Here is a 21348-nt window from a genome sequence, read left to right on the forward strand (position 1 = left end):
TTAGTCCCGTCCACCGGAAGATTATCCCCATGACAAAAAGAAATGTGCTCATTGGGGGACGCCTCTTCTTTGCGCTCTTGACACTTGCAGCCGTCGGGACGCAGCTCGCGATCCACATCGGCCTGGGCTTCGATCCGTGGAACTTCTTCAGCTACTTCACCAATCTGTCCAACATCTTCGCGTCGGTGGTGCTGTTGATCAGCGGCTACCGGGTGCTGGTTGGCAAGCGGCCCAGCGAGCTCGACGACGCCACCCGGGGCACTGCGACGATCGCCATGGCCGTGGTGGGACTCGTCTTCGGCGCACTCCTCGCGGGACAGGACCTCGGCTCCTTGCTCCCCTGGGTCAACTTCGTCGTCCATTACCTCATGCCGGTTGTCATGGTGGCCGATTGGCTGTTCCAGCCTCCGCGCTCCAGGTTGACCGTCAAGCACCTCTGGTACTGGCTGCTCTACCCGGTTGCGTACCTCGTCTACAGCCTGATCCGCGGCTCTTTCGTAAACTGGTACGCCTATTGGTTCATCGACCCCATGCGCGCAGGCGGTTGGGGTGGAGTGGCGGTTTTCGCAGTAGCGATCTCCGTGGGATTCCTCGTGGTGAGCCTCGCCATGCTCGGACTGGGAAACAAGCTCGAACGCCAAGTGAGCTACTGACCGCCCCCAAGCCCACGTCGCCCACTGGGGGATTACTTCGCCGTTAGAGGACTATTTCGCCGGGTTGTGCGTGCCGATCGGGACCAGCGTCAGCTTCGGGTGGTTCTTCTCGATCCGGCGCAGAGCCCAGACGTCGTTGAACAACGCGAGGTATTCGCCGTCGGACCTCAGCAGCACCTCAGCGCCCGGGACGTTGGCGAGCGCCGGCATGGCCTCCGCCGTCGAGATCCTCGCCATCGAGTACGGGAGGCGCTCCAAGCGCATCGGGGCGTTGAAGTCGTGGGCCATGCGGTCCTCGACTACTTCGAACTGCATGGGACCTACAGCCGCGAGCACGGGTGCCTGGTCGCCCCGGACGTCGGAACGGAGCACCTGGATGACGCCTTCGTGCTCAAGCTGCTCGATGCCGCGGCGGAACTGCTTGAAGCGGCTGGGGTCCTGGGACCTGGCCACCTGGAAATGCTCGGGGGCAAAGAGCGGAATGGCGGGGAATTCCACCGGTTCGTCCAGGAACAGGCTGTCCCCTACGCGGAGTGAGGACGCGTTGACCAAACCAACGACGTCGCCGGGGTAGGCCTCGTCGATGACTTCACGTTCGCGCCCGAACACCTGCTGGGCGTACTTGGTGGCGAAGGACTTGCCGGTGCGTGTCTGCGTGACCACCATGCCGCGCTCAAAGACCCCGGAGCACACACGGATGAACGCAACGTGGTCGCGGTGGGCCTTGTTCATGCCGGCCTGGACCTTGAAGACGAACCCGGCGAAGGGAGCATCAACGGAACGCGGCTCGCCGTCGATGTCCGGGCGGGGTGCAGCCGGAGGCGCGAAGTCCACCAGGGCGTCCAAGATCTCCTTGACGCCGAAGTTCAAGGCCGCCGAGCTGAAGAGAATGGGTGTCGCCGTTCCGGCGTGGAAGCTCTCCACGTTGAACTCAAGGTTTGATTCGATCACGAGTCCGGCTTCATCGACGGCGTCGCTCCAGTTGTTGCCCTGGGTCTCGGCTGCTTCTTCCGGAGTGAAGTACTCGGTGATGGCGATGTTGGCGCCGGCATTGTTGCGCGCGAACCGTGCGAAGCGGTCGTTGCGCAGGTCCCAGACTCCACGGAAGTCGCCCGAAATGCCCACGGCCCACGTCAAGGGCATGGGCTGGAGTCCGGTGCGTTCCGTGATCTCGTCCATCAGCGCGAGGGCGTCCAGGCCCGGGCGGTCCCATTTGTTGATGACCGTGATGATGGGCAGGTTCCGCTGCTTGCAGACCTCGAAGAGCTTCATGGTCTGCGTTTCCAGGCCCTTCGCGGCGTCCACCAGCATCACTGCGCAGTCGACGGCGGCCAGGACGCGGTAGGTGTCCTCGGAGAAGTCGGCGTGGCCAGGGGTGTCCAGCAGGTTGATCACGGTGTCCCGGTAGGAGAACTGCAATGCCGCGGAGCTGATGGAAATACCGCGGTCCTTTTCCATCTGCATCCAGTCGGAAACAGTTTCCTTGCGGTTGGCCTTGCCGCTCGACGCACCGGCGGTGCCGATGACCTTGGCGTGCAGGGCAAGGGCTTCCGTGAGCGTGGACTTGCCGGCGTCAGGGTGCGAAATGACCGCGAAAGTCCGACGCCGGGAGGCCTCGTGGTGAATTTCCTGGACTCGGGCGGGGCTCAGGACTTCTTGGGACACGGTGCTACTTTCGCTGCGATCTGGGCGTTGCCCGCACTGTAACGACGGGCCGAACGTGGAATGGAGGCTGGATACGGGCCCTGTGCCGGCCGGGGGCCAACTCAGGGAGCGGCACGATTTGCGCGCCAGCCAAGATACCAAGTTTATCGCAGCCCGGGACCACGCCGGAGGCAGCGTCCCAAGGCCAGCGCTTAACAGGATCGAAACGAGGTGCACAAACCTCCGAAATCACCTGCCGATAGTTTGAATCAATGGCGGACACGTCCAGCCCGGATTGGAGCCATCCGCCAGGAAAACACCCGAGCAGCCGACGACGGCATGAAAGGAACAGGGCATCAATGAAACCAGGGAATGACTTGTTCTACGATCCCCTCGGCCCCTCCCCCGTTGCGAACCCGGCCGCGAACTTCGCGGCGAACCCCGCGGGGTTCACGGAAGCGAACTCCGCCGCGCCCAGGAGTTGGCCCCCGCAAGGACACCGTCCGGACGCCAGCACAGGTGGAACCCACGTTCCTGCGAGGCAAACGCATCCGGACACCGGAAGTGCCGCGGCCCGGGAAGCCGCGCTGCAGAGTGTGCGACGCGACCTTGAGCGACTCGCGCGCCTTCGGACGGCTCCCTGAGGGCCCGGGAACCGAGCTGAAAGTGGCGGTGCGGCGGCCGCCGTCGAACGCGTTTCGAAGCACCCGCCACATAACCTTCTTTGGGGCACTTTAAGGCTTGCCTGTGCGGTTCTTGCCGGTCTATACCTCTATCATTGAGCTTGCGGGAAACCTGGCATTTTGATCCCGTCGTCTCAGTGCTGAAAACCGGCATACTTGCGGGCGCGCCTGCCTGCACCTTTGAAGGGAACACCTATGGCTCGGAGCCCCGAAGAATCGCTCAAGGCGACTCTGGGCAGGGTGGCCCCCGGAACACCGCTGCGCGACGGCCTGGAACGCATCCTCCGTGGGCGCACTGGCGCCCTCATTGTGCTGGGAACGGACCGGACCATCGAGTCAATCTGCTCTGGCGGCTTTGAAATCGGCATCGATTTCTCCCCCACGAGGCTCCGTGAGCTCGCGAAGATGGACGGCGCCATCATTTGCGACAAGGACGCCGGGAACATCCTTCGTGCCGCAGTACAACTTGTGCCGGACTCCAGCATCGAGACCCAGGAATCAGGAACGCGTCACAGGACGGCCGAGCGCGTGGCCATCCAGACCGGAGTTCCGGTGATTTCGGTCAGCCAGTCCATGCAGATCATCGCCCTCTACGTCAACGGCCTGCGACACGTGCTGGAGGGCTCAGAGAAAGTCCTCGCCCGCGCCAACCAGGCTCTCGCAACCCTCGAACGCTACAGCGCCCGCCTGGACCAGGTCACCAGTGCCCTGTCGGCCCTCGAAATCGAAGCCATGGTCACGGTCCGGGATGTAGCTGTCACCCTTCAGCGCCAGGAAATGGTCCGGCGCATTGCCGAGGAAATCGCACAGTACGTCTTGGAGCTGGGTGAGGACGGCAGGTTGCTCTCGCTGCAGTTGGAGGAGCTCACCACCGGCCGCGGCCCGGGCAGCGACGTGATCATCCGCGACTACGCCGGCGCCGACGCCTCGCCGGAGGACATCGACGGCGCGGTGCAGGCCCTTCTGGATCTTGGCCCGGCAGAGCTGATTGATCTGGGCAAGATCGCCGGGATCATCGGATTCGCCGGGGGCATGGACGTGCTCGACGCCGGTGTGCAGCCGCGCGGCTACCGCCTCTTGTCCGGGCTGAAGTCGGTTCCGAAAGCCGTGGCCGACCGTTTGGTGGAGCACTTCGGTGGACTCCAGCACCTCATGGCCGCCACTATCGACGATCTCATGACCGTGGACGGCATCGGCGACCAGCGTGCCCGAACCGTCCGCGAAGGGCTCAGCCGCATGGCCGAAGCCAGCCTGCTGGACAGGTTCCTCTAGCCCAGCTGGAAGACCGTTTTGGTGCTCGCCTTGTTTCCCAGTACGGCCTTGAAGGTGTACGTACCGGTGGCCGGCTTGGCCGAGATTACCCCACAGCCCTCCGTCGTCCGGTTACGTTGCCACGGGAAGTTGGCGATCTCGCTCTTGCCCGGATCGATCTGCTTCACGAGGTCATCGCCTTTCGCTTGGCAGTCCTTGGAGGAGAAAATCCGGTCCTCGCCGCTCATCACCAGGAATTCCATCTGGGACGTGCCGACGTTGACCTGGCACGGTGCTGCTCCGCCGTTGGTGATCTTCATGCTCAGCACGGGGTTCTGCCCGGCCGCATAGGCAGGCTGGTCCGTGGACGCCGTTACCGTCACCAGATTGAGGTCGCAGACCGGCGTAGCCGTGGGCGTTGTGGTGGCCGCGATGGGATCCGTCGAAGGGGCCTGGCTTGCAGGAGCGGCTCCGACTGCCTGGGTCTCGGGTGCGCCGGGATCAGCCTTGCCTGCAAGGGATGAACTCATGGCAACGACCCCGGCCACGAGCATCGCCAGGACCACGAGGAGGGCACCGAAAACAACCAGCCTCCGACGCCGGTAAACGGCAGGGCTCGTCCGTCGCCTTTGGGGCCGGACCCCATTCGCCGAACGGTTTGCGCCTGCGGTCCGGGCAGGGCTTTTTGCCGACGGCGACGTGCGCGCCCTCGGCGGTTGCTTGCCCTTGTTGACCATGCTTCTAGGCTAGGCAACGCAGGGCCTGGATGGCGCCACACCACGCCGCCGAGGCCTGATCGGAGCCAGTATGACCTATGTCATCCCCGCGACTCCACTACAGTGGATGGCAGGAATCGGCCGCCAACAGGGCCTGCCACGAACCGCAGCGAGGATCTCCATGTCACTGCCAGGCGCCGCTGAACTTGCCGGCACCCATCACCTCACGGACCTGCACCAGTCCATGGACCGCTGGTTCTCCGAGGTGGCCCGCGTATTGCCATGGAGATCACCGGACTGCAGCCCGTGGGGAATCCTGGTCAGCGAGGTAATGCTGCAGCAGACTCCGGTAGTTCGCGTCCTGCCGGTGTGGGAGGACTGGATGGCACGCTGGCCGGAACCTGCGGATCTCGCAAAGCAACCTGCGGGCGAGGCCGTGCGACATTGGGGCAGGCTCGGTTATCCCCGCCGCGCGCTCAGGCTCCACGCGGCCGCCGTCGCGATCGTGGAACAGCATGGCGGCAGGGTGCCGGACACGCACGCATCGCTGTTGAGCCTTCCCGGCGTCGGCGACTATACGGCAGCGGCCGTGGCGGCTTTTGCATTCGGGCGCCGCGAAACCGTGGTGGACACGAACATCCGGCGAGTCCATGCCCGGCTCGTTTCGGGACTTGCACTCCCGGCGCCGTCGCTCACCGCGTCGGAGATGCGCCTCGCCGAATCCCTCATGCCCGACGACGTCAAGCTCTCCGTCCGCTGGAACGCTTCCGTCATGGAACTCGGAGCGCTGGTGTGCACCGCCCGCTCCCCCAAGTGCCCGGACTGCCCCGTCCGCGATTCCTGCGCGTGGCTTGCCGCAGGTGAACCGCCGCCGACGTACACGCCCAAAGGCCAGGCGTGGCACGGCACAGACCGGCAGCTGCGGGGTGCCGTCATGGCCGTATTGCGCGTAGCCGAATCGCCGGTAGCCCCTGAACTGTTCGAGCGCCCCGCGGCCGACCTCGGTTTCGCCGCCGATGGCGCTGCCGTCCCGCTGGCTGCCCTGCATCGCTTGAATTCGGCCCCGGAACAGCTGGAACGGGCTCTCGAGGGGCTCCTGCGGGACGGCTTGGCTGAGATGCACGACGGCGGACTGCGGCTCCCGGCCTAGGCTTCCGTTTGCTCTCGTTCCGCTACGGTGCTTCCTTCACGACGTGGCCGGTTTGCGGGCTGGCTTCCGGGCTGGCTTGCGGGCTGGCTTGCGGGCTGGCTTGCGGGCTGGCTTCCGGGCTAAAAGATACGCCTGCCGGGTTTTCTCGTACTTGTCGTCCGGTTCGCGGAGAAGCTGCGCTTCGACAACAAAGCCGGCTTGAAGGAGGAGTTCCGTGATGCGTTCAGGTGGCAAGCGGTAGGCGTCGAGGTCGATCTCGTGGCCATACGCGAAGCCCAGGTGCCTGGGCTCGTCGCCTGCCTGGAACGCGAGCAGCAGCAAGCCGCCCTCCAGGAGCGTCCGATGGAATTCGGCGAACACCCCCGGCAAGCGGGCCGGCGGCGTATGGATGATCGAATACCAAGCGACGATGCCACCCAAGGTGCCGTCCGCCAACTCCAGGGCCTCCATCGACCCTTCATCAAACCGCAGTCCGGGGTGGTCCCTGCGGGCTACTGCCACCATCTCCGGCGACAGGTCGACGCCGAAAGCCGCCAAGCCAAGGGAATGCAGGTGCGCCGTGAGCCGCCCAGGCCCGCAACCGAGGTCGGCAACCGTCCCGCCTCCAGAGGACTGCACGAGCTCGGCAAAGGTGCCGAGCATGGCCCGGTCAAAAGGTTTGGTTTCGAGTTCGTGGCGAAGGAGTTCAGCGTAATCGGCAGCTACCGTGTTGTAGGCGGCGCGGGTGGCATTCACATCCGACGGTTGAGTCATGGAAAGAACCCTATTCTTTGCGACCGGCTTATTCCCTGCGCTCAGCAGAAACCCTGCCGAACCCGGCCCATGACTTGGCCCGTGACTTGGCTTTGAGGTCGCGGAGCGGCAACGATCCGTAGATGTCGGTAACGATGTGCCTGCCAGTTGCAGGCATCCCGTTCCGGGCCCCGGCGCCGGGATTATTCTCAAGTATGCGCAGGTTGTGGGCCGCCATTGCATTGACCACGACGGCGGCGCTCTGGTCGGGATGCGAACCTCAAGTCACCGCTTGTCCGGCAATTGCGATGGCCCCCGTGGTGTCCCTGACAATCACGGCAGATTACGCGCCAACGGTCAAGACCGTTCATTTGAAGGCATGCCAGGACGGGAAATGCCGCGAGGCCGACTTGGATTTGCGCCCGGGCAGCGTGGCGGTACCTCAAAGCTGCGGCCCTGACCACGACGGGTCCTGCTCTGCCGTCGCGTCGCCGGACGGCACCCGCTACGGCTTCCTGAACATGGGAACGCTAACGTCCTCGCCCATAGATGCCGAAGTGACCGGCGCGGACACAAACGGCGGGACCTTGCCGGTCAGGACACTCAACTTCACGCCCATAAGCGCCAAACCATGGGGCGAGCAGTGCCAGACCACCATCACGGCAAGCCTCTTGCTCGATGCCCACGGTCTGCGGCAGTCCTGAGCCCAAAGGCCGCGTGCGGCGACCTCTTGGCGCGTGGTCAAATCTCGGTGCGGCCCCATTTTGGCGCCGCGCCAAATACCGCCGCAGCGTCAGATCTCGCCGAATCCCTGTTCCACCAGCCGCCTGACGTAGTCCACGGCTTTCGATGAATCTTTCCCCCAAGCCTCGACCCTGAGCTTGCCACCCTTGCCCACTGCGAGGCTCATGAGTTCCATAATGGAGGTGCCATCGACGCCGTTTACGGTTGCCTCGACGTCCAGGCCGGCGAGTCCGCCCGCGATTTTCGCAGCTGGCCTGGCGTGCATTCCCATGGGGTTTACGAGCTCGAACTCACCGCTTTCCGCAGGTTCGCCCCTGCCTTGGAATTCAGCGGATCCCGCGGCCTCAAAAGCGGGCTCCGGACCAAATCGAACCGTCTCCGCGGCGGCCTTCACCGCGGCCCCCAAGGCGCCACCCTGGGTGGCCACCGCGGCGGCAACGAGGCCCTCCACCAGGGGAGCGTCGGCAAGGAGGACTTTGTCCGGCTCGCTGCAGAACTCGGCCGCTGATTCTGCCGTCATGACCGCGGAACCAAGATCCATCAGGACCACCACGCCATCCCCTGCAGCCTCCCCAAGTCCCGCCTCGAATGCGGCAATCGTTTTCTCGAGGTCCGTGCCAATCCGGCCATCACCCGTGCCGCCGACGGCGTAGAACCTCACATCGGGGGCCATCTGCGCGGCCAATTCCACCGCACCTTCCGCGATCTTCCGGCTGTGCGATACCACCACCAAGCCCACCGTCATTCAGCGGCCCCTTCGGGGAATCCCGCAGCGGTAGCGGCTGCGCGCAACAACAGGGCAGAAGACGCAGCCCCGGGATCGCGGTGACCGGCGCTGCGTTCACCGAGGTAACTGGCGCGACCCTTGCGGGCTACCAACGGATCAGTCGTTACGGCCCCAACCTCGGCAGCCTCGGCCGCCGCAGCCAGCACCGCCACCGCATCTCCACCGGCCACCAGGACCTCGTCCGCCGCTTGCACAGCCGGAGACCAAGCATCCACCATGGTTTTGTCGCCCAGCTCCGCCTTGCCCCTGGCAACGATTCCGTCCCGTGCCGCAGTCAGTGCTCCGGCGAGCGCCGCTGCATCAACGTCCGCGCTTTCTCCCAGCGCCGTGGCCGCCCGAAGATATGCGGTTCCATACAGCGGTCCGGCTGCCCCGCCCACCTTGGACATCAGGGCCATCGCGGCCAGCTTCAGGGCTGCGCCGGGTGTCTCCGGTGGAGTCTGGGCAAGTTTCTCCATGACGGCCCGGAATCCCCGGTCCATGTTTTCGCCGTGGTCCGAGTCGCCAATAGCACGGTCCAAGGCAATCAATTCCTCCCGGTGCTCAGACATGAGCCGAGCGGAAAGTGTCAACCATTGGACCGCCCATTCGACCCCCAGGCCCACTGTCACATCCCCCAACGCAGGGCTGGAGTGTGGACGGGCGCGTCCCAGAGTGCGGTCAGTTCGTCATCGAGCCGCAGCACCGAGATGGAGCAGCCCTGCATCTCAAGCGATGTGACGTAGTTGCCCACCAGTGAGCGTTCCACTTTGGCTCCTCTTTCAGCGAGGATCTGGGCCGCCCGGCGGTAGACAATGTACAGCTCACTGAGGGGCGTACCACCCATGCCGTTGACGAAGAGCAGCACTTCTTCACCGGCCTTGATCCCGAGGTCCTCCAGGACCGGGTCCAAGAGGCGGCTGGTGATGGCGTCGGCGTCCTCCATGGCGATCCGGTGCCTGCCGGGTTCACCGTGAATGCCTATGCCGATTTCGATTTCGTCGTCAGCAAGCTCGAAGCTGGGTACTCCGGCATGCGGCACGGTGCAGCCGGACAAGGCAACGCCCATCGTGCGCACGTTGCGGACGACTCCTTCCGCTACCCCCGCGACAGCCTCGAGGGAATCCCCACGCTCGGCCGCGGCGCCGGCAATCTTTTCGACCAGCACGGTGCCACCCACGCCGCGACGGCCTGCCGTATACAGCGAATCCTCCACGGCGACGTCGTCGTTGACGAGAACCGAGCGGACGCTGATTCCTTCAGCTTGGGCCATCTCTGCCGCGGTCTCGAAGTTCAGCACGTCACCGGTGTAGTTCTTCACGATGTGTATGACGCCGGCCCCTGAATCGACTGCCGCGGTGGCCGGAATGATCTGGTCAGGCGTGGGCGAGGTGAAGACGGCACCCGGCACCGCGGCGTCGAGCATTCCGTGCCCCACAAAGCCGGCATGAAGCGGCTCATGGCCGCTCCCCCCTCCCGACACAAGCGCCACTTTGCCGGCTACGGGCGCTCCTTTTCGAACGACGAAGATGGGGTCCGTATGGACGTCCACGAGATCGGCATGGGCCATGCCGAAACCCTCGACAGACTCGTCCACCACCGAGCGGGGATCGTTGATGAGCTTTTTCATGGCGCGCTCCTGGGGGTTGCTGGTAGGTGATTTGACCCTACTACCAGCGCCCCGGGCACGGTAGGGGAATGGTCCGCATGCGGAAAGTCCGGAACCCGGAAACGCAGAAGGGACAGCCCCCAATGGCTGTCCCTTCTGAAAAACCTTCCGGCATGCGCCCGGTCAGTGCGGCGGCCCGCCCGCCGTCAAACGAGCGATGCTGAAGTCCTGGGCTGTTGCGTCCTTGGCCATCGAGTCCGGCCAGGGATCCGTGCACGCGGACCGCATGCAACCCCCCGTTCCCTGCTTGCGCGACTCCGGCGTGGAGCCAGGCCGCGGCATCTCAATCTGGAAACCTGAAAAGTCCGGAAACATAACGTGGTACTTCATTTCTCGCCTCCACAGTATGGTTGGCTCGCCGCAACCGAGCCTTGAATAGTTTATCCATCAAGTTGATATACGTAAAGACTTGAGGAGCGGCACATCCAGGAACCGAGGAGAAGAACCGGAGCTAAAGGACTTTGATCATGCGGGTGTTGCCCAGGGTATTGGGCTTCACCCGGGCCAGATCGAGGAACTCGGCCACGCCTTCGTCATGGGAACGCAGCAATTCCGAATAGACCTGGGGGTCGACGGCGGTCTGGTCTGCCATGACTTCGAATCCGTGGCGTTTGAAGAAGTCCACTTCGAACGTCAGGCAGAAGACCCGCGCAACGCCCAACGCGCGAGCGTCCTCCAGGAGTTGCTGGACGAGGACGTGGCCCACGCCCTTGCCCCGCCAGTTGTCGTCCGCCGCCAAAGTGCGTACCTCGGCCAGATCCTCCCACATGACGTGCAAGGCGCCGCAACCGATCACCTCGCCGTCGGACGATTCGGCAATCCGGAACTCCTGAAGGCTCTCGTAGTAGGCCACGGTCTCTTTGGCCATCAGGATTCGCTGCTCTGCCAGTGGCGCTACAAGCCTCTTGATCGCGGAAACATCGCCGGTGCGGGCAGGGCGGATACTGAACGTCGAAGTCACAGCCCCAATCTTACGAGGCGAAAGGCGCCTAAAGCCCCAGGTCCTCAAGAACAGGAACTTCCCGTCCAAGTACCTGCTTGGCCAGGAAGTGCTCCACGACTCCGTACCAGACCTTGGCGTGCTGCGGCTGCAGGATCCAATGATTCTCGTCAGGGAAGTACAGGAAGCGGTGCTGGGTCTCACCGTTCTCATCGGCAGGCAGCCCGGAACTGGAAAGAAGTTCGTACCAGAGCCTCAGGCCCTCGCCGATCGGCACGCGGTAGTCCTTGTCACCGTGGATCACCAGCATGGGCGTCTTGATTTTCGCGACATGGAGATGGGGCGAGTTGTCCATTGCCATCTCTGCGGTCATTTCCTTGAGCCAATACTGCGAAGCGTCCGTTGTGGGCCCGAACTGGTCCATGGCCCACAAGCTGGCGTGCGTCACGATCGCCTTGAAACGGTCCGTTTGCCCGGCCATCCAGTTGGCCGTGTATCCGCCGAATGACCCGCCCATGGCGGCTGTCCGCGTCTGGTCAATGTCGGACCGCTGGACCACTGCGTCGGTGATGGACATGAGGTCCGTAAATGGCGCCTTGCCCCATTCACCCCAGCCGCGCTGGATGAATTGCTGGCCATACCCGGTGGACAGCGCCGGGTCCGGCAGAAGCACCGCATACCCCTTCGACACGAGCAGCCATGGATTCCATCGCCAGGTCCAGGCATTCCACGAGCTCAACGGCCCGCCGTGGATCCACAACAGCAAGGGCGCCGGATTCGCCTCGGACGCGCCTGCCGGGAGCGCGAGGTAAGCCGGAACCCTCGAACCATCAGCCGCGCTTGCCTCCACGCGTTCCAACGAGCCTTTGATCCTGGGGCGCTCAGCTGGCGCTGGGAGCCGCTCGACCTCACCCGAGGCTAGCTCGATCCGGACGGCTTCCGCCGGGAATTCATACGAGCTGCGCAGCGCAAACGCGCTCAACCCGTCGGGGGAAACCACGACGTCGGTGTACGCCGCCGCGTCCTGCGTCACCCGGGTGACCGTACCGTCGGCGACGGCGACCCGGAAGACCGGCGTCGCCCCGTCGTCGTCGGCTGTGACGAGGAGCGAACGCCCGTCCGGAAGCCAGGCCGCGGGGCTGCCCCAGCGGTCCCAAGCGGGCGCTAGCGGTTCGAGGTCAAGGGTTTCTCCCGCCCCGACGTTCAAGAGGTGGAGTTTGACCTTGGGTGCCTGCCCGGGGGTACTGTCGCTTTCGCTGACTACAGAGAGCATCTTGCTGTCAGGGCTGACCGGCCCCGGAAAATAGCTCATTCCCTCATGGTCAAGGAGCACCTTGACCGAGCCGGAAGCGACATCGACGGCGGCGAGCACAAATCGCGTGTCAGCCTTCGCGAGCGGCTTGGCCATGCCCGTATAGATCGTCTTGCCGTCCGGGCTGACCACCGCGTGGGTGTTGCGGAGGTTGCCGCCGACGTCGGGCGTCAGATTGCGCAGTTTCAGGGGTGCGGTAGCGTCCACGGTCGCGGGTTTGCCTGACTCAGCGGTATCTCCGTTTTCCACGGCGAACAGCCTGGGCTGCGCCGGCCCCAGATCTGCGTCCCAGTAACGGACCGGGTAGCCGGTATGCAGAATGGCCGCTACCTTGTTGTCTTTGCGGCTCTTGCGCCGCTCTTCGTCATTTTCCTCATCGGTGGAACCGGCAAGGACCGAGGCTGTCACGAAAGTCGCATCCGCGGCTGACGCGGTCATGACGCCCCCGACTCCGCCCGCGCGGGAGTGCACCACCCGGGCCTCACCGCCGTCGGCGGGCAGGAGCCACAACGCGCTCACGGGATCCGCTTCGGGGCTGTCCGGATCGGGCCGGGCCGAGGTGAAGTAGAGGTCACCGTTGGCGGCAAACACCGCCCCGGTTTCTCCCTTGGCGCTGCGTGTGATGCGGCGGGCGTGCTTCCTTCCCGCAGGATCAAGCTCCCAAAGGGCAGTGACGTACTCAGTGCCCTTTGCGTTGAGGGTGGAAACCGTAGTGACCAGGCGGCTTCCGTCCGTGCTGAGAGCCAGGCCGCCGACCCTGGGGATGGCCAGGTAGTGGTCGAGATCGTGGAAAGGAGTTTCTGGTTGTGTGCTCGGGGTCTCTGAGGCATGCGAATCCATGCTCTGATTCAACACGCAATGTGCCCCAGATCACAAAAGATCCACTAAGAGTGAAACACCTATTTCAGATAGCCACCCAACTGGCTCGCACTTGTTGACGTTATGGCCGCTCAAAACGACAACAAATGCGATCTACTTGGGTCGGGTTAACGCAAAAGCCCCGCCCTCTCCTTTCGGGAGCGGGCGGGGCCTTTGACTCGGAACCTGGCGGAACCGGAACCTAGGCGCTCGGAGCGATTTCCGGGATGCGCGGCTTGGCGTTGCCAGCGAAGGTGAACTTGGCGTCGTCGCCTTCGCCGTCCACGTCGACCACCACGATGTCACCCGGGTGCAGCTCGCCGAAGAGGATCTTCTCGGAGAGCTGGTCCTCGATCTCGCGCTGGATGGTGCGGCGCAGCGGCCGGGCACCCATGGCAGGGTCGTACCCTCTGGTCGCCAGGAGGACCTTGGCGGCCGTGGTGAGCTCGATGCCCATGTCCTTGTCCTTGAGCCGGCCCTCAAGGCGCGTGACGAACAGGTCCACGATCTCGATGATCTCGTCCTGCGTGAGCTGCGGGAACACCACAACATCGTCAACGCGGTTGAGGAACTCGGGGCGGAAGTGCTGCTTGAGCTCCTCCGTGACCCGGGCCCGCATCCGGTTGTAACCGGTGGTCGTGTCCGTGCCGGACTGGAAGCCCGTTGCGACGCTCTTGGAGATGTCACGGGTGCCCAGGTTGGTGGTCATGATGATCACCGTGTTCTTGAAGTCCACCACGCGGCCCTGGGAGTCGGTCAGGCGGCCGTCCTCGAGGATCTGCAGCAGCGAGTTGAAGAGATCGGCGTGGGCCTTCTCCACTTCGTCGAACAGCACCACGGAGAACGGACGACGGCGGACCTTCTCGGTCAGCTGCCCGCCTTCTTCGTAGCCGACGTAGCCCGGAGGGGCACCGAAGAGCCGCGAAACCGTGTGCTTCTCGGAGTACTCGGACATGTCCAGCGTGATGAGGGCATCCTCTTCACCGAAGAGGAATTCCGCCAGCGCCTTGGCGAGCTCGGTCTTGCCGACGCCGGTAGGGCCGGCGAAGATGAACGAGCCACCCGGACGCTTCGGGTCCTTCAGGCCTGCACGTGTACGACGGATCGCCTGGGAGAGGGCACGGATGGCCTCGTCCTGGCCGACGACGCGCTTGTGCAGCTCGTCTTCCATCTTGAGGAGACGGCTGGATTCTTCCTCGGTGAGTTTGAAGACCGGGATGCCGGTGGAGTTCGCGAGAACTTCGGCAATCAGCTCCTCGTCCACCTCGGAAATATCGTCCATGCCGCCGGACTTCCAGTTGCGTTCCTTCTCGGCACGCTCGGCAATGAGCTTCTGCTCCTTGTCGCGCAGCGAGGCGGCGCCTTCGAAGTCCTGCGCGTCGATGGCCGATTCCTTCTCCATCTTCACTTCGGCAATGCGCTCATCCATGGCTTTGAGCTCCGGCGGGGCCGTCATGCGGCGGATGCGAAGACGTGCACCTGCTTCGTCGATCAGGTCGATCGCCTTGTCCGGCAGGAAGCGGTCCGAGATGTAGCGTTCGGCCAGCGTTGCAGCAGAGGCAAGGGCGCCGTCGGTGATGGTCACCCGGTGGTGCGCCTCGTAACGGTCACGCAGGCCCTTGAGGATCTCGATCGCGTGCGCGACGGAAGGCTCCTTGACCTGGATCGGCTGGAAGCGGCGCTCCAAGGCGGCGTCTTTCTCAATGTGCTTGCGGTACTCATCCAGGGTGGTGGCCCCAATGGTCTGGAGTTCACCACGCGCCAGCATCGGCTTGAGGATGGACGCGGCATCGATGGCACCCTCTGCAGCGCCGGCACCCACGAGCGTGTGGATCTCGTCGATGAAGAGGATGATGTCGCCACGGGTCCGGATTTCCTTGAGGACCTTCTTCAGGCGCTCTTCAAAGTCACCACGGTACCGGGAACCGGCCACGAGGGAACCGAGGTCAAGCGTGTAGAGCTGCTTGTCCTTGATGGTCTCCGGGACGTCTCCGCGGACAATCGCCTGGGCGAGGCCTTCGACGACGGCGGTCTTGCCGACGCCGGGCTCGCCGATCAGCACGGGGTTGTTCTTGGTCCGGCGGGAGAGGACCTGCATGACGCGTTCCATCTCCAGCTCGCGGCCGATCACAGGATCAAGCTTGTTTTCCCGCGCAGCCTGGGTAAGGTTGCGGCCGAACTGGTCCAGCACCACCGAACCGGCCGGGGTGCCCTCCTGTTGGCCCGGACCTGAGCCTGGACCCGCCGTTTCCTTGCCCTGGTAGCCGGAAAGCAGCTGGATGACCTGCTGGCGGACGCGGTTGAGGTCGGCGCCGAGCTTGACAAGGACCTGCGCGGCAACGCCTTCACCCTCGCGGATGAGGCCGAGCAGGATGTGCTCGGTACCGATGTAGTTGTGGCCGAGCTGCAGGGCTTCGCGGAGCGAAAGCTCAAGCACCTTCTTGGCGCGCGGGGTGAAGGGGATGTGGCCGGACGGGGCTTGCTGGCCCTGGCCGATGATCTCCTGTACCTGCTCGCGGACGCCATCGAGCGAAATGCTCAGGGACTCAAGCGCCTTGGCGGCAACGCCTTCACCCTCGTGGATCAGACCCAAGAGGATGTGCTCGGTACCGATGTAGTTGTGGTTGAGCATGCGTGCCTCTTCTTGGGCAAGCACAACAACGCGACGGGCACGGTCCGTAAATCTCTCAAACATTTCGCCACACTCCTAGCTACGACGTACTTTGATGCTACGTGGCAACGCTGGACTTTTGGGGCGTGTTCGCCACAGGGGAAACATGGCCGCACCGGGAATAGGTTCACTCAACTCGTCCGTGGACCTCGGGATCACGGAGGAGACCGAGTCCACGGCCTCCACGATCACGCCGCGCTTCCGCCGACACCCCACGAGCCGGCCGGCCCCCGTCGTTCTTCCCGGCAAACGTGGTGACTGCTTGCCGGATACGCCCAGTCGGCTCCAAGCCTTCCGAAGAATAGTGGAGGCATACTGTCAAACTACATCGTTATCCCGGCGAACCGGGCGGTTAAATGGCAATACCCCGGCCGTAGGGCCGGGGTATTGATACTTGGTGTCAGGAATTGGCCTTCTGGTAGGCTTCCTGAATTTCGGCCTGAATGCGGCCACGGCTGTTTACGGTATAACCGTTCTCGCGCGCCCATTGACGGATCTGTGCTGAGTCCTGGTTTCTCCCTGCGGCAACGCGGCTACGCGTTGCACGGCCGGTCGATGTCTTGCGCGCCTTAGCTACAAATGGCCCAAGAGCGTCCCGCAGCTTCGCAGCGTTGGCACTGGACAGGTCCATTTCGTAACTGACTCCATCAAGGCCAAAGCGGACAGTTTCATCCGCAGAGCCCTCATCCATGTCGTCAACGAGGATAATTTTGACTTTCTGTGCCATGAAAAGACTCTCTTTTGGAGGGGTCGGATATGCAGAATAGCTAGACTACTAATTAAAGATTATCGTCCAGCGCAGGGCACCCCGTCAAAGGCTCCGTCAAAGGCATCCTCAAAGAGGCTATTAAATCTTCGGGAGCGTCCCCGAGAAAGAGCTATTTGGCAGGCTTTGAGCCGTCGGCCGCCGGCTTGGCAATTCCGAATCCGGCTTCTTCCTGGGCGCGGGCTTCTGCTTGGCGCTCTGATTTGTCCGCGTTGAAGATAGCCTTCATGGCAAACCAAAAGAGAAGTCCGACAACGACGGACGGTGCAAGAACGGCAATGTATTCCATGGTCAGTGCCCTTCGGGCTTGAGGAGTGGGAACAGGATGGTTTCCCGGATGCCTGCTCCGGTGAACAGCATGACCAAGCGGTCGATGCCTAGGCCGATGCCGCCCATGGGCGGAGCACCGTACTCAAGGGCGCGCAGGAAGTCTTCATCCAGATGCATGGCTTCGACATCGCCGGCGGCCGAACGACGCGACTGCTCCGTAAGGCGTTCGCGCTGGATGACGGGGTCGATCAGCTCGGAGAAGGCCGTGCCGCGTTCCATGCCGCCAATGATGAGGTCCCAGGCCTCGATCAGGCGGCCGTCCTCCCGATGCGGGCGGGCAAGGGGCTGCGCGGAGGGAGGGTAGTTGTAGACAAAGGTCGGGTTGAGCAGGGTGGGTTCGACGATCTCGCCGAATAGTTCTACTACAAGCTTTTCGGCGTCCCACTTGGGATCCACCTTGACCTCGTGCTTGGCGGCAATCGCCTGCAGTTCCGCCACCGTGGTGTCCGGAGTGATCTCTTCGCCGATCGCCTCGGAGAGGCCCGGATAGACGGCAACCCAGGCCCATTCGCCGTCGAGGTCGATCTCTCCGGCGTCAGTCTGGATGGTGCGGGTGCCCACGACGTCGGCGACGTTCAGGATGATTTCCTTCATGCGCTCGGCCATGACGAACTGGTCCGCCCACGCCTCGTAGCATTCCAACGTGGTGAATTCGGGGCTGTGCGTGGAGTCGACGCCTTCGTTGCGGAAGACGCGGCCCATGTCATAGACGCGGTCGATTCCGCCCACCACGGCGCGCTTGAGGAAGAGCTCGGTGGCGATACGCAGGGTCATCTTCTGGTCGAAGGCATTCATGTGGGTCTCGAACGGGCGGGCCGTGGCACCACCGTGGACGAGTTGCAGGATGGGGGTCTCCACCTCCACATAGCCGCGGCGGTCCAGGGTGTCGCGAACCGAGCGGGTAATCGCTGCGCGGGTGTAGACCATTTCCCGGGCTTCGTCACGGACCATGAGGTCCACATAACGCTGCCTGACACGGGTTTCCTCATTCAGTTCGGCGTGCAGCACAGGCAACGGGCGCAAAGCCTTGGAGGCCATGGACCAGGAGTCGGCCATGACGGACAGCTCGCCACGCCTGGAGGAAATGACTTCACCCTTGATGAATACGTGGTCTCCGAGGTCTACCAGCGCTTTCCAGTCGGCAAGGGTTTCCTCGCCGACGTTCGCCAGGCTGAGCATCGCTTGCAGGCGCACGCCCTTCCCGTCTACACCGCCCTCCTGGAGGGTGGCGAAGCAGAGCTTGCCGGTGTTGCGCACGAACACGACGCGGCCAGTGATGCCCACGATATCGCCGGTGGTTTCGTCAGCCTGGAGATGGGCGTACTTCTCGCGGATCTCGGCAAGGGAATGTGTCCGCTCAACACCCACCGGGTAGGCCTCGGTGCCGCGCTCAATCAGCTTGCTGCGCTTTTCCATGCGGATACGCATCTGCTCGCTGGCGTCGGCGGGCTCGGCGGTGTGCGGGGATGGGGTGTTTGCGGAAGTCACAATCCACAAGTTTACCGGGGATTCCTTAGAGTTCCCTATCTTCCCCTCCCGCCCCTGCGGCAACATAGACTCGGGCTGTGGAGACATGGACAGTTGAAACGGACGACGACGGCGGCCACCTCGAGGTGCACTCGTTCCGGCCGGCGGCCGAGGTGTCCATTCCCGGCGCTTCGAACGCTGCGGAGGAGTCCGGCGTCGTGCTTGTGCACGGCACCTTGGTGACTGATTCGCTTTACTGGCCATTCGCCCGGAACCTGAGCGTCCTGCTCGGCCGGCCTGTGCATTCCTACAACCGGCGCGGCCGCGGCCGATCGGCACCGCAGCCGCCCGACTACTCCGCCGCGACGGAGACCAACGACTTGCTTTCCGTCATGGAGGCGAGCGGATCCACCGACGTCGTCGGGCACAGCTATGGCGGATTCGTCGCGCTCCAGGCGGCGCTGCGCACACCCGTTTCCCGCCTCGTCACCTACGACGCCGCGGTTTCCCTCTCCGGCAACTTGAACGGGCGCTGGCGGCCGCAATTGGAAGAGGCCGTCACCGCGGGTCAGCTCGACAACGCATGGGCGCATTTAGTCCAGGGTCTGGGCACGGCGGGCCCGATTTCCTATTTGCCACTCGGGGCGCTGCGGGTGATCAGCATCCTCTCGGCCAAGACGAGGTTGGGATCCGAGATGAGGGAACTGCTGCCGACGGCGGTGTTGGAGATGCGCGCTATCATCGACGCTGACTCGCATATCCAAGACTATACGGAGTTGAAAACGCCAACCCTGATGCTCAGTGGGGGGTGGAGTCCGGCGTACTTTGCCGAAACAGGCCGGCAGCTTGCGGCTGCCATTCCGTTGGTGGACTTCGCGGTAGTCCCGCTGCAGTTCCACGAGGGTCCCCTCCGGCCGGGGAAACAGCTCGCTGTGAGAATTGCCCGCTACCTGGCCAAAGGGACGGCGAAGGCGCCGTCCCCCTAGGATGAAGCGGTGAGAGAACGTGAGGTCCCGACGCCCGACGGCGGCAAGCTTGCCTTGTACAGTTACGGCACGGTGGACGCCCCGGGAGAGCGCCGCGTGGTGCTCATTGGCGGCGCATTCCTGACCGCGCTCATCTACCGGCCTTTTTCCATGGCGCTATCCAACGGACTCGGCGAGGGCTGGGCAGTCGATGTCTACGACCGCAGGGGTCGCGGCAGCTCGACGGAACTACCCGCGAACTACTCCATGGCCACAGAGATTGCGGACGTCCGCAGCATCATGGACGCCACAGGCGCCAGGAACCTCCTTGGCCACAGCCTTGGTGGATCCGTGGCACTGAACGCCGTTCAGGAGTTTGCGGGGACAAGCTACGAGCCGGACAAACTTGCTGTGTACGACGCCGCCGTGAACATCGACGGGAGCGTGGACACGGGCTGGCTGGACGGCTTTGCCCAATCCGTGGATAGCGGAAACGTGGGGCGTGCCATGGCAAGGATGAAAAGGGGCATGCAGCCTGGCACCGCCTTGGCGCGAATCCCCGAGCCCATCTTGGCCGGACTGATGGCCCTCGTTTCCCACACGAAGGTCAACAAGGTCCTCAGCGGACTCATGCCAACCGGCGTGGCCGAACTCAAAGCCGCCTACCACGAGGATGCGCGCCCCCGGGACTTCTCCGTCCTCCCCCGAAGCACAAGGTTCATGGTGGGGAGCAAAAGCCCCGAATACTACAAGGTCACTGCAGAGCGGCTGTACGCAGCTGTCCCCGGAAGCACGCTGGTGGTATCGCCAAAAGGCTTCCACGGATCCATTCCTGCCGCGGTCAAGGAACTTGTCATGGACCTTTCCAGCTATTTCAAGGACTGACGGAACCCTGCGGCTCGGTTAGGCTCGAAGCATGACGCGCGAGAACATCACAACGGCCGACGGCGGAACCCTCGAGCTGTTCACGACGGGCGGTGAGCTTGCCGCTGGCGGCTCAGGCGTCGTCGTCGTGCCCGCCTCCATGGTGACCGCCGCGGACTACTCCAAGTTTGCCCAGAAACTCAGTGCTGCCCTTGGCCGCCCGGTCCACACCTTCAACCGCCGCGGCCGTGGTGAATCATCGCCCCAGCCCGAGGACTACACCCTCGACGTCGACATCCGGGATCTTTCCGAAGTCATGAAGCACACGGCCAGCACCGATGTCTTCGGCCACAGCTTCGGAGGCGCAGTGGCCCTGCACGCGGCACGCACGCTGCCGGTGGAACGCCTGGCGGTCTACGACCCCGCAGTCTCCGTCAACCACAGCGTGAAGGCAGAGTGGACGAGCGAATACGAGCGCGCGACGGCGGCTGGAGACTTTGACCGCGGGCTCGCCGTGCTCGTGAAGGGCGTCGAAACGGAGGGCGCCTTCGCGCGGATGCCGCTGTCCATGCTGACACTCGTTACCAAGCTGACCTCGGGCACCCCTATGGGCAAGCAGATGCGTGAGCTCATGCAGGCCGGCGTGCGTGAGATCAAGGCAGTCATCGCCGCGGACATGCCCGCCGAGCCGTTCCTTGAGCTGCCGCTGGAGACGCTCATTGTGGTCGGGGAAAAAAGCCCTGCCTACTTCGGGGTGGCGTGTGGCCAGATCCACGACGTCCTGTCCGGATCGAGCTACACCATCCTGCCCGGTCACGGCCATGACGGAGTGATCCGCGCACCGGACAAGCTCATCGCCGAGCTCGCCGACTTCTTCTCCGGCTAAACGCCGGCTCACATATACCGGGTCCTGGGCGGACGCCGGCTCAGGTCTGGGCGGTCCCGGCGGGACGCCCGCTCACCTATAGCGGGTTCCGGCGGGACGCCCGCTCGCTTATGCCGTGTCCCGGCCGGACGCCCGCTCACATCTGGGGTGTTAAATGGGTCAGGCCCCGACATGTGGTGTCGGGGCCTGGACCGTTAATGGTTGTCCGGCGGTGTCCTACTCTCCCACACCCTCCCGGGTGCAGTACCATCGGCGCTGTGGGTCTTAGCTTCCGGGTTCGG

21 protein-coding genes and 1 rRNA gene are annotated in these 21348 nt (G+C 63.9%); 8 read left to right on the forward strand and 14 right to left on the reverse strand.

Annotated features, from left to right (window positions below; all coding sequences use genetic code 11):
- Positions 1-29: 29 nt before the first annotated feature.
- Positions 30-653: a Pr6Pr family membrane protein gene (locus tag AB4Z38_RS16705; protein ID WP_441430741.1), complete on the forward strand. Its 624-nt coding sequence runs from the start codon at positions 30-32 to the stop codon at positions 651-653.
- Between the two features lie 51 nt (positions 654-704).
- On the opposite strand, the gene AB4Z38_RS16710 is transcribed toward AB4Z38_RS16705, so the two are convergent.
- The gene (locus AB4Z38_RS16710) at positions 705-2318 is read right to left on the reverse strand and encodes a peptide chain release factor 3 (protein ID WP_284980624.1); all 1614 of its coding nucleotides are present in this window, start codon (positions 2316-2318) and stop codon (positions 705-707) included.
- A gap of 338 nt (positions 2319-2656) precedes the next feature.
- On the opposite strand from AB4Z38_RS16710, the gene AB4Z38_RS16715 reads away from it, so the two are divergent.
- Together AB4Z38_RS16715 and disA are read left to right on the forward strand one after the other, a co-directional pair.
- A complete protein-coding gene (locus AB4Z38_RS16715; protein WP_441430742.1) occupies positions 2657-2941 on the forward strand; it encodes a hypothetical protein in 285 nt (94 codons plus the stop codon).
- 234 nt (positions 2942-3175) lie between these two features.
- Complete coding sequence (gene disA / locus AB4Z38_RS16720; RefSeq protein ID WP_284980626.1) at positions 3176-4252, forward strand: DNA integrity scanning diadenylate cyclase DisA; 1077 nt, start codon at positions 3176-3178, stop codon at positions 4250-4252.
- On the opposite strand, the gene AB4Z38_RS16725 is transcribed toward disA, so the two are convergent.
- Positions 4249-4968, reverse strand: a complete 720-nt coding sequence (locus AB4Z38_RS16725; protein WP_441430743.1) for a hypothetical protein — start codon at positions 4966-4968, stop codon at positions 4249-4251. The genes disA and AB4Z38_RS16725 overlap by 4 nt on opposite strands.
- Positions 4969-5128: 160 nt before the next feature.
- On the opposite strand from AB4Z38_RS16725, the gene AB4Z38_RS16730 reads away from it, so the two are divergent.
- A complete protein-coding gene (locus AB4Z38_RS16730) occupies positions 5129-6097 on the forward strand; it encodes an A/G-specific adenine glycosylase (RefSeq protein WP_441430744.1) in 969 nt (322 codons plus the stop codon).
- A gap of 36 nt (positions 6098-6133) precedes the next feature.
- Here the strand turns inward: AB4Z38_RS16730 and AB4Z38_RS16735 are convergent, their stop codons facing one another.
- Both AB4Z38_RS16735 and AB4Z38_RS16740 read right to left on the reverse strand, forming a co-directional pair.
- Positions 6134-6850: a class I SAM-dependent methyltransferase gene (locus AB4Z38_RS16735; RefSeq protein WP_441430745.1), complete on the reverse strand. Its 717-nt coding sequence runs from the start codon at positions 6848-6850 to the stop codon at positions 6134-6136.
- Positions 6851-6878: 28 nt separating this feature from the next.
- The gene (locus tag AB4Z38_RS16740) at positions 6879-7067 is read right to left on the reverse strand and encodes a hypothetical protein (protein WP_441430746.1); all 189 of its coding nucleotides are present in this window, start codon (positions 7065-7067) and stop codon (positions 6879-6881) included.
- Between the two features lie 82 nt (positions 7068-7149).
- On the opposite strand from AB4Z38_RS16740, the gene AB4Z38_RS16745 reads away from it, so the two are divergent.
- Complete coding sequence (locus tag AB4Z38_RS16745) at positions 7150-7533, forward strand: hypothetical protein (RefSeq protein ID WP_441430747.1); 384 nt, start codon at positions 7150-7152, stop codon at positions 7531-7533.
- An 89-nt stretch (positions 7534-7622) separates the two neighbouring features.
- Here AB4Z38_RS16745 and dhaM read toward each other — a convergent pair whose 3' ends face one another.
- From dhaM to lysS, 9 genes are all read right to left on the reverse strand, one after another.
- Entirely contained in the window at positions 7623-8318 is a 696-nt protein-coding gene (dhaM, locus tag AB4Z38_RS16750; RefSeq protein ID WP_441430748.1) for a dihydroxyacetone kinase phosphoryl donor subunit DhaM, read from the reverse strand.
- Positions 8315-8965: a dihydroxyacetone kinase subunit DhaL gene (dhaL, locus tag AB4Z38_RS16755; protein WP_441430749.1), complete on the reverse strand. Its 651-nt coding sequence runs from the start codon at positions 8963-8965 to the stop codon at positions 8315-8317. The genes dhaM and dhaL overlap by 4 nt, the downstream gene beginning before the upstream one ends.
- Positions 8966-8967: 2 nt before the next feature.
- On the reverse strand, positions 8968-9969 hold the full coding sequence (gene dhaK / locus AB4Z38_RS16760) for a dihydroxyacetone kinase subunit DhaK (protein WP_441430750.1): 1002 nt from the start codon (positions 9967-9969) through the stop codon (positions 8968-8970).
- A gap of 490 nt (positions 9970-10459) precedes the next feature.
- Complete coding sequence (locus tag AB4Z38_RS16765) at positions 10460-10969, reverse strand: amino-acid N-acetyltransferase (protein WP_284980634.1); 510 nt, start codon at positions 10967-10969, stop codon at positions 10460-10462.
- Between the two features lie 28 nt (positions 10970-10997).
- The gene (locus AB4Z38_RS16770) at positions 10998-13100 is read right to left on the reverse strand and encodes an alpha/beta fold hydrolase (protein ID WP_441430751.1); all 2103 of its coding nucleotides are present in this window, start codon (positions 13098-13100) and stop codon (positions 10998-11000) included.
- Between the two features lie 220 nt (positions 13101-13320).
- On the reverse strand, positions 13321-15813 hold the full coding sequence (locus AB4Z38_RS16775; RefSeq protein WP_284980636.1) for an ATP-dependent Clp protease ATP-binding subunit: 2493 nt from the start codon (positions 15811-15813) through the stop codon (positions 13321-13323).
- A 376-nt stretch (positions 15814-16189) separates the two neighbouring features.
- On the reverse strand, positions 16190-16516 hold the full coding sequence (locus tag AB4Z38_RS16780) for a histone-like nucleoid-structuring protein Lsr2 (protein WP_441430752.1): 327 nt from the start codon (positions 16514-16516) through the stop codon (positions 16190-16192).
- A gap of 151 nt (positions 16517-16667) precedes the next feature.
- A complete protein-coding gene (locus AB4Z38_RS16785) occupies positions 16668-16844 on the reverse strand; it encodes a hypothetical protein (RefSeq protein WP_364542182.1) in 177 nt (58 codons plus the stop codon).
- A 2-nt stretch (positions 16845-16846) separates the two neighbouring features.
- The gene (lysS, locus tag AB4Z38_RS16790) at positions 16847-18373 is read right to left on the reverse strand and encodes a lysine--tRNA ligase (RefSeq protein ID WP_441430753.1); all 1527 of its coding nucleotides are present in this window, start codon (positions 18371-18373) and stop codon (positions 16847-16849) included.
- Positions 18374-18450: 77 nt separating this feature from the next.
- Here lysS and AB4Z38_RS16795 point away from each other — a divergent pair, with 77 nt between their 5' ends.
- The 3 genes from AB4Z38_RS16795 to AB4Z38_RS16805 are packed head-to-tail and all read left to right on the forward strand — an operon-like array spanning position 18451 to position 21067.
- Positions 18451-19338 carry an alpha/beta fold hydrolase gene (locus AB4Z38_RS16795; protein WP_441430754.1) on the forward strand — a complete coding sequence of 296 codons (888 nt, stop codon included), beginning with the start codon at positions 18451-18453 and terminating at the stop codon, positions 19336-19338.
- Between the two features lie 9 nt (positions 19339-19347).
- Positions 19348-20202 (forward strand): alpha/beta fold hydrolase, encoded by an 855-nt coding sequence (locus AB4Z38_RS16800; RefSeq protein ID WP_441430755.1) that lies wholly within the window; start codon positions 19348-19350, stop codon positions 20200-20202.
- Between the two features lie 31 nt (positions 20203-20233).
- A complete protein-coding gene (locus AB4Z38_RS16805) occupies positions 20234-21067 on the forward strand; it encodes an alpha/beta fold hydrolase (RefSeq protein WP_441430756.1) in 834 nt (277 codons plus the stop codon).
- 203 nt (positions 21068-21270) lie between these two features.
- Here AB4Z38_RS16805 and rrf read toward each other — a convergent pair.
- A 5S ribosomal RNA gene (gene rrf / locus AB4Z38_RS16810) occupies positions 21271-21348 on the reverse strand; the annotation flags it as partial.

The organism is Arthrobacter sp. 2RAF6 (assembly GCF_052115205.1).
Classification (GTDB): Bacteria; Actinomycetota; Actinomycetes; order Actinomycetales; family Micrococcaceae; genus Arthrobacter.